Raw genomic sequence first — 8292 nt, forward strand, 5'->3', positions numbered from 1 at the left:
GGCTTCATTTGTTGCTCTACAACTAATTGGACTACACCTTGTTTAAACTCTGGCGTGTAAGTCTTCTTCTTTTTGGTCATAATTTCTTCCAACAACACATGTGGCTATTATCTCTTAGTTAAGTGTTGGTTTCTATTAGACCACTACACACTGATTGGTATTGAGTTGGTGCATATGCTTAGGAAAGGCCAGTCTGCTAATCCAATGGCTAAACATAAGACAATGTTTGAACAGTTTTGTGCTTTAGCAGGCTAAGTGTGCCTTGAAATCAGGCACTTTTAAATCTTAATAATTCTTGCAACAAAGCGATTATTTATGTAGTTTTTCTGCTTTGATTAGTAACTCCATGGTTTTGAGCGTGCGTTGCGTGACTAGAATAAGCACCAGTGCACTTAGAAAAATAACTGTAACACCCGCATCTGTTGAAGTAATCGTTTGACCAAAGAGTTTAATAACCGTATTGCTTGATGGGCCAATATATACTAGCCAAATGCCAGAGAAAACAAAACAAAGTGAAATAATAAAATCAAAAAACAGCTTGGTTCTTATTAGTGAGATAATGCTTGGTATTCCCATGAGTATATCCTAATAGTACAACGCATGGACTTTAGTAAAAGTAAACTAATTAGCTGCTTAATTCATTAATGTTATTAGGGTATACACCATAGAGTTGGAGTAACTACTTTATTAACTATAATGATTTATGAATAAAAGTAAACTGAGTGTGAAAAACATACACGAAGTGTGTAACTATGCTTGAGTCTATTATCTAATGGTCATTTACTTAGCTATAGTACAGGATTAGTATACTTATTATACAAGTGATTTTTGCTTATGACAGACTACAGAGCAATTGTTTTTGATGGTGGCGGCGTCCGTGGTTTAATTACTGCCAGCTGGGTAGAAGAGTTAGAGGAGTTATTAGGTCACCCGGTCTACAATTATGTGAATTATATTGCAGGTACATCAACAGGTAGTATTTTAGCTGCTGCATTAGCATGTGGTATCCCAGCACAAGAAGTAGTGGAGTTGTATCAAAAGTATGCGATAACTATTTTTCCGGAGTACTCAAGAAGAATATTAAGCAGGATCAAGCGGCTTTTTTTAGAAGGACCTTCAGCACCAAAATACAATGACAAAGGACTTACACATGAGCTAAAACGAGCTTTTGGAGAAAAACAGTTTGGTGATTTAAAAGTAAAAACCCTTATCACCAGTTATAATGTGTTTCAACGAGAACCGGTAATTTTTAAATCCTGGGATTCTCTTCATGCCGAATATCCGTTATGGGAAGTTATTAAAGCATCCTGTTCAGCTCCAGTTTACTTTCCTGCTCACTTGATGAAGTTATCAGGTTACTATATGCCATTAGTGGATGGTGGGGTAGTGGCTAATAACCCTTCTGCTTGTCTATTGGCAGATATTGCTAAAGATATTCGGTTGAAAACCAAATGTCTTGACACCTCTCAAGTTATTTTGGGCTCATTTGGAGCAGGCCAATACACTAGACCTATTTCGATCAATGATAGTAGGGAATGGGGAGCATTGGAGTGGGCATTACCAATTATTGATGTTCTATTTGATGGCTCCTCTGATGCAATTAGTTATGTCTGTCGCCAAATGATACCTGAAAATCAGTATTATCGTTTCCAGGTAGCTTTGGATAAGAGCTGTAACGACTTAGATAATGCAAGTACAGAAAATTTATATGCCTTACTTAATATAGCACATAGTTATTTATATGGTTCTGCTCAGGGAATTAAAAAATTAAAAAAATTTGCTAATTTGTTACAGAGAGTGTAATCACATTTTGTGATGTGACACGAAGTTGTCTTTTATAGTTGTTGCAGTTAAATTACCACCGGCAAAGCCGGTGGCTTATACGGGTGAGCCCCTCAAAGGGCCTATATGTGAGTCGCTAAAGCGACAAATTCATCTGGTCAAAATATTTATCTCTACTATCTTGGTTTCGAATGTATTCCCTCACCATTTTTTCATCCAAACCAACCGTTGAAACAAAGTAGCCCCTCGCCCAAAACCTTTCTCCTTTATAATTCCTTACTTTGTTTCCATATTGTCTAGCTATCGATATAGCACTCTTTCCCTTGATATATCCAACCACTTTTGACACTGCATATTTTGGTGGAATACTAATACACATATGTATATGATCAGATTTCAAGTAATCTTCTACTATTTCACTTTCCCTATGCTTTGCTAACTCATGGAAAACACCTCTTAGATGAGCACGCAATGCACCATATATCACTTTTTTCCTGTATTTTGGAATAAATACTACATGATATTTACAGTCCCACTTGGTATGTGCCAGACTCTTATAGTCTCTCATTAGTTGATTTACCTTCGTTACTTTTTGCTTGAAGCACGAAGAGTATAAAGACCGCAGGAACGGTCAAACCTTTGAGAGTCCCCCGGCAAAGCCGGGGGTTTACCTTATTTAATTATTAGCTTTTTTCGTATGTAGATTCAATGCAACATCTCTTTTATTTGTAGTAGTGTCATTACCGAGGGAAACTGACGGACTAATTACCAAGGGACTTTGTCGTAATAGGCTAACAACGGCTATTACCACTATTATGGCCCTCTACAGCATGTTTTTCATAGCCAAGGTGTTCATCCATTTCAGCATTGAGAGCGCTTTCGACAAAGGTTTTGAGAAGAGATTGGGTTAACTCATTGAATTGGTCTTGAGTGGTAATATTGCCAAGTAGTTTTTTTAATTGCTCTTCTGTCATTTGTGGTGTTCTTTTGCTCATTCAGTTGCTCCTATTAAGGAAGTTTACATGAATGAGCAGTTACACAAAATAAGTGACACTCTCTGGAAAAACGCCCTGGCAAACATGGCTAGACTCAAAAAGATTAAGTATGAGCTACTACAAATAAGTGACACTCTCAACACTTATGATAGTCTATTGCATGATTCTTTATTAGTGTAAGCGATAAAGTATGCAAGGGGTATCCATGGCTTATCCGAGTTGCTTTCGTTAAACGTCTTCCAGGGAAGTTTCATATCTTCATTGTAGTGAACTTTGTGTGTGCTCCTAAATTGTTTAAATCCAGTAGGTGTTTTGTTAGTTGCGGTCAATCCAAATTCTACTCTTTTCAGTTTTAAGGAGAAAGTATTAGTATCTGGGTGTTCATTCACTTCTTCTTCCACGTACCATAGGTAATTACTGCTTTTATTTTGCTCCTCTTTAGCTTTTTGTATGAGTGCATCCCTTTTTTCATGATAGTTCCAATACCATATGCAATCATCTTTATCTGACCACTTATCTAAACCTTCTCTTGTTTTTTCATGGTATTGTGTTTCAACGTTATTTGGGTTTTCAACTACACTCCCTTCTTTTGTTGTTATTAGTCCCCATCGAGTGTCTACTGCAAGTTGGTAGAATTCATCCCACTTTTTGGATAATTCACTAAATGGTCGTGGCTGCCAGTCGTTTGGAGTGTCTGGGCCTCCGCTAGTTGCACCTATGCTTTCGTTGTCTGCTTTGGCACGGTTTAATTGATCATTGAGTTGACCTACAGCTACGGGTGTGCCGGGTTTAGTTATGTAGGTTTTGGTTACATGTCGGGCAGCGTTTCCAGCACCCAACCATGCTCCGGTATGCGTAGCAACGCTTAATGAGAGGTCTTTTATCATGTCTGTTTGCTCACCTTTTGCTTTTTCTGCTAATTTTTCCCATCCTCTGGTTTGTTTCATTTTTTGATTTAAAGTTGAGGAAACAGGTCCTGTTACTTCTTCTAGTTCGATTTCTTCTAATTTTACACTTGCGGCGACTTTTCTTAGACTTCTAGTTTGTTTGATTGCTTTATATGCTGCTCTGGCTGCTTTAACTAGAGCTACAGCACTAGTGCCAAATGATAGTGCGGCGGAAGCTACTGTAATTGCTGTGAGTATTCCGTTGTATATTTCTTCTATGCGCTCTTCTTCTTTTTTTTGCTCGTAGACTCTTAACAACCCTTGGAGCCATGTTATTGCTCGTCCTAAAAAGAGATCTATGAATCTTCCTATTTTGTCGTATAGTACTTCAAGAGAATCCCCTGTATTTTTTGCCTCACCTGTGTGATGTCCCCAATGTTGTAGCTCTGTTTCTAGGATGGTTTGGTGTATTTTTGCATTGTAAACTCGTATGGCATGGTTTTGAAATGTATTAAACTGCTCAGTTACTCCTTGCATTCTTGTATCAATAAGACTAATAGCTGATTTTATTTTTTGGGCTATCTCCTTTGAGGGTCTTTTAGCTGATACTTCCTCTAGTTGTTCTAAACCTAACTCTCTCAAAGTGTCAATTAAGTTCGCTAGGGTATTGGCCATATTACTGACTATTTGTTTTTGTGTGGTGTCAATCCTTCCCCATATGGTTTTCACTCCTGAAGCTGTTTCAATATTGCCCTCTTTTGCTGCAACTCCTGTTGCCATAAGTCTTTCTTTTTGAGTCTGCTCTTCGTTTTGGTCGCTGTCATGCCCTCCTGCAACCAGATTCCCTAGTATACCTTTAGCCCAATCGATTTGGCTTAGGCTCCAGTTTATGGTTAAACATTGCTCGTCTTCGCCAGTTTTCCATAATCCTATTTTTGGGGTTAGTCCTGGAGGTGTGTTCTTATATGGGACTACTGTGGGTTGTTCTTGGTTTTTTAAGTTCATAAGGGCTTTAGTGTCAAACATCCCATGAGTATTGATTTCTGCTGTAGCTGATCCATCCCAGTTAGCAGTCGTCTGGATGTTATTTATTTCACCACTTACATATCTTGCTCCTTCATTAAGAGTTGTGTCGCCGAGTAACCGTATTTCATTATTATTCTTGATGTCTGTGACCCTTACTTTTGTCCCATCATTCACTGCAGTACCAGTGATGTGTATTCTTTGTGGGCTTCTAGGCACCCCTTGATATGTATGGCTACGAGTTTGGGGTTCACATACACTCATTATTTTTATTCCTTTTCTTTGTGGGCCTTTATTTAATCTAGCAACAGTTGGTAGTGGCTCAAACCTATGTCTTATCATGCATTTAGCCCAAATTCATAACGATTAATAAAAAGCCCAATAACAAGATCATGCATTTTATTTGACTTGGAAAAACAAATCGTCTTTGTAGCTAGGCGTTTAATTCGAGCCCTCAATGTTAAATGTTTTCGTTCAATTTTTTGGGTGTTTCTTTTACCTATCAAGTGCTTCTCTTTAGGAATATGATGGCTATAAGTTCCCCAGTCATCCGTACAAAATAGTTTAGTTTCAATAATGATTTTAGCTTTATAAAGGCTTTATCCTTGCGAGAATCGAGTATATACGCTAGTACATTGCCAGATACGGTATCGATCGCATGCCATAGCCAGCGCTGATTGGCTTTCTTCTTCACAAAACTCCACATCTCATCGACTTCTGCAACCAGCACTTTTTCCAGATTAACCTGTGTATCGTCAGGCTTTTCTAGTAATGCCTTATTAACACCGTGTAACTTAGCCTCTTTTTTTATCGTATCAGTCACCGTATTTGAGCTAACACTCAATACCCTAGCTATATCCCGTATCCCGCTTCCATTCAACATCATATCAATGATGGTTTCTTTTACGCCTGGCTGATAAGCTTTATTACTATAATCCAATAAAAATGACTTTTTGCATGATTCGTTTTTACACAGATAGCGTTGTTTTCCTTCTGGCGTACAACCCCTGAGTATAACCATGATGGAGGTTTTTTCAGCGGCGACTAAGTACTACGTAAAACACTTTTTAAATTACCAAGAATTGTGTTAAGCCAATAAAATTCAGGTTCCTCTACTGATGCACGACCATCACCGCATACAATTTTCTCATGAAGATAACCTGCTTCTGTGGCACCATTAAAGTAGGCCAATCCATCGGAGATTACGGTACTAGCCTTGGTCAAATTCTGTTTACTCCAAGCAGTTTTTCTTGTGTGGTTCATGACTTCGACTGACACTCAAGTTAAAAAAATTAAGCTTTCATTTTTTCTCTGAGAATTTCATATGACGCTCTACTTTTCCATTTAAATTTGGGCTAGCTGGCTTGATATAAACATGCTGCATACCTAGATCTTCGACATGCCAGTGGAATTTTGACTGAAATTCACTGCCGTTATCCGTACGAATTACCTTTATTCTGAAAGGAAATTTTTCAATAACATAGTTAATAAAGTCAATGGCATTCGTTTGATTATGGCGCTTGTAGACTTTTAGCGCACGAATGCGTGTAGCATCATCAATTGCTGTATATTGGTATCTGCGAACCTTTTTGCCTGTGTCATCTTTAAAGTTAAGAAATTTAACATCAACTTGAATATGGTGGCCAGGTACCTGTTTTTCATACCGCTTTATAGTTTTAACATGTCGCTTTCTAAGATATTGTGGAAGTCTATTAAGGCCATGTCGACAAAGCACACTATAAACACCAGAAATGGAAACTTTGAGATTATGATAACGTTCCAAATACCAGCTAATCTTGGCTTGACCAAAATGATAGTTCTTACGTAGGTATAAAATCTTTTCCTCAATGATAGATGCAATACGGATATTAGGGTTTTCAGGACAGGGCTTGCTATTGATTAAGGCTTTTTCCCCATGTTTTTCATACTCTCTCTTCCAACGGTAAAACGTATCCCTAGAAATACCCCAATATCTACAGGTTTTACTCACACTTCCAGTTTCTTGAGCATAAGCTAACACTTTAAGTTTGCGCTTTACTTCTTGCTCATCTTTTCTGTTCATTACTACACCTCAACTGACAACATACTAAATATACAGAATATGTCAGATGAGGTCTAAAGTTTCACAAATTAGTTTACTAAATCGCATCTATATTTCAGTAAGTCTAATTTTTAGTAAAGACTGCACATACAAAATATTATTTATAACACTATGAGTATATGATCCAGCAAATAAAAGACCTACAGCTCCCTCATCTCTATTTAAAACGATACTACCTGAGTCACCTGGAGCAGACATGCTCGTGGTTAAAATTTGCCTGGCAAATCTTGCAACTCGACCACTGCCATAGTTAACATCCACGGTCGCATTAATGTTGGTAACTTTTCCAGTAGTAAACCCCGTTGTTCTTCCAGTTTTTTCTACTATATCATCAATTTTAGGTGCTTCATAAAGTCTTCTAATGTAACCTGACCAATAAATTTCTCTATTTATATCTTGTAGGTTAGCCTCTCCAATTGCTGCATCAATATAGTTTATCGGAATGATTTTATTTGAATGGAACCTTATAGGAATGTATCTTGCTAGTCTAGCAATGACATCTCTTTGTAAACTACCACCGTCAGCTATGCTAGGTTGTAATATAGGATCACCTAATTTTGACATATTAGAATTCGCTAAAATATGATTATTGCTTAATATATAAAACTTATTTGGAGTACTGGGTAGTGCAACTAAATCGTAACAACAGGAACCAATGGTGCCGGCCGTTACTTTATAATGCCCTATACTAAAACCACCCATTGCTGGCCTAATTTTTTTAGTGAGTGATGGTGTAAAAGAGCTTAATGTAGATATATTAGTGTCTATATTAGAAGATAGTGTTTTTTGGTCCCCAGCAAATAATTCTCCTATTTCTACTACATCTGTTACAACACCATCAATTCTGGAAGCTATTTTTTCACTTTTAGTTAATAACGATGATGGTAATTTCTGAGAAACTAAAACAGATAAAGAAGGTTGATCCAGTTTTATACCTTTAGTAATTTTGTGCCCTAAGGCCACCCCAACAACATTTGATGTCTGCAGTAGTTTACTTTCAACTTTATGTTGAACTTCTGCAATTTTTTTCATATTACTAGGAATAGTAAAAGACATAATATTTTTTATCCATAAAAATTCATTGTTTAGTTACATGACCTCCGGCAAAGCCGGAGGCTTATTGGGTGACGCCCTAAAAGGGCTTAAAAAGGCGCACTAAATTCCCAGTATTAATTGATCTCGGCGCACATCTTGTTTTTCTTGGTTTCTAATATACTCCCTCACCATAGCTTCATCTAACCCTGCTGTTGATACGAAATAGCCTCTTGCCCAAAACGCTTCTCCTGCAAAGTTTCTTTGTCTTCCTCTAAAATTCATGGCTATTGATATAGCACTTTTTCCTTTTAAAAAGCCTACAGCATTTGATACCGAATACTTCGGAGGTATACTCAGACACATATGAACATGATCTATCATCAAGTGCCCTATGTTCTGGTCAAACTAAACCGGACACTTTTCTCTGAGATTGTTCAAAGTTAACTGGAGACATATTTTCATTAGCCGT

Annotated in this window: 6 protein-coding genes and 4 pseudogenes; 1 reads left to right on the forward strand and 9 read right to left on the reverse strand. The window is 37.5% G+C overall.

Annotation, left to right across the window (positions count from 1 at the left end; translation table 11 throughout):
- Window positions 1–309: 309 nt before the first annotated feature.
- Window positions 310–576 carry a hypothetical protein gene (locus ORQ98_RS28140; RefSeq protein ID WP_274692161.1) on the reverse strand — a complete coding sequence of 89 codons (267 nt, stop codon included), beginning with the start codon at window positions 574–576 and terminating at the stop codon, window positions 310–312.
- 258 nt (window positions 577–834) lie between these two features.
- Between ORQ98_RS28140 and ORQ98_RS28145 the strand changes: the two genes are divergently transcribed.
- On the forward strand, window positions 835–1803 hold the full coding sequence (locus ORQ98_RS28145) for a patatin-like phospholipase family protein (protein WP_274692162.1): 969 nt from the start codon (window positions 835–837) through the stop codon (window positions 1801–1803).
- A gap of 115 nt (window positions 1804–1918) precedes the next feature.
- On the opposite strand, the gene tnpA (ORQ98_RS28150) is transcribed toward ORQ98_RS28145, so the two are convergent.
- From tnpA (ORQ98_RS28150) to tnpA (ORQ98_RS28185), 8 genes and pseudogenes are all read right to left on the reverse strand, one after another.
- Window positions 1919–2350 carry an IS200/IS605 family transposase gene (gene tnpA / locus ORQ98_RS28150; RefSeq protein ID WP_274692163.1) on the reverse strand — a complete coding sequence of 144 codons (432 nt, stop codon included), beginning with the start codon at window positions 2348–2350 and terminating at the stop codon, window positions 1919–1921.
- Window positions 2351–2573: 223 nt separating this feature from the next.
- Window positions 2574–2777: a transposase gene (locus tag ORQ98_RS28155; RefSeq protein WP_425347727.1), complete on the reverse strand. Its 204-nt coding sequence runs from the start codon at window positions 2775–2777 to the stop codon at window positions 2574–2576.
- A gap of 143 nt (window positions 2778–2920) precedes the next feature.
- A complete protein-coding gene (locus ORQ98_RS28160; protein WP_274692164.1) occupies window positions 2921–4951 on the reverse strand; it encodes a hypothetical protein in 2031 nt (676 codons plus the stop codon).
- 74 nt (window positions 4952–5025) lie between these two features.
- Window positions 5026–5708, reverse strand: a pseudogene (locus ORQ98_RS28165) (IS1 family transposase).
- Window positions 5709–5734: 26 nt separating this feature from the next.
- Window positions 5735–5950, reverse strand: a pseudogene (locus ORQ98_RS28170) (transposase); the annotation flags it as partial.
- A 40-nt stretch (window positions 5951–5990) separates the two neighbouring features.
- Window positions 5991–6749, reverse strand: a pseudogene (locus tag ORQ98_RS28175) (DDE-type integrase/transposase/recombinase); the annotation flags it as partial.
- 87 nt (window positions 6750–6836) lie between these two features.
- Window positions 6837–7844, reverse strand: coding sequence for a hypothetical protein (locus ORQ98_RS28180; RefSeq protein ID WP_274692166.1), 1008 nt, complete (start codon window positions 7842–7844; stop codon window positions 6837–6839).
- A gap of 99 nt (window positions 7845–7943) precedes the next feature.
- Window positions 7944–8213 (reverse strand): annotated as a pseudogene (gene tnpA / locus ORQ98_RS28185) (IS200/IS605 family transposase); the annotation flags it as partial.
- Between the last annotated feature and the right edge of the window lie 79 nt (window positions 8214–8292).

Source organism: Spartinivicinus poritis, from assembly GCF_028858535.1.
Classification (GTDB): Bacteria; Pseudomonadota; Gammaproteobacteria; order Pseudomonadales; family Zooshikellaceae; genus Spartinivicinus; species Spartinivicinus poritis.

Coding starts and splice junctions, on each gene's coding strand:
- ORQ98_RS28140 (WP_274692161.1), bottom strand. CDS start 576: ATGGGAATACCAAGCATTATCTCACTAATAAGAACCAAGCTGTTTTTT.
- ORQ98_RS28145 (WP_274692162.1), top strand. CDS start 835: ATGACAGACTACAGAGCAATTGTTTTTGATGGTGGCGGCGTCCGTGGT.
- tnpA (WP_274692163.1), bottom strand. CDS start 2,350: ATGAGAGACTATAAGAGTCTGGCACATACCAAGTGGGACTGTAAATAT.
- ORQ98_RS28155 (WP_425347727.1), bottom strand. CDS start 2,777: ATGAGCAAAAGAACACCACAAATGACAGAAGAGCAATTAAAAAAACTA.
- ORQ98_RS28160 (WP_274692164.1), bottom strand. CDS start 4,951: ATGAGTGTATGTGAACCCCAAACTCGTAGCCATACATATCAAGGGGTG.
- ORQ98_RS28180 (WP_274692166.1), bottom strand. CDS start 7,844: ATGTCTTTTACTATTCCTAGTAATATGAAAAAAATTGCAGAAGTTCAA.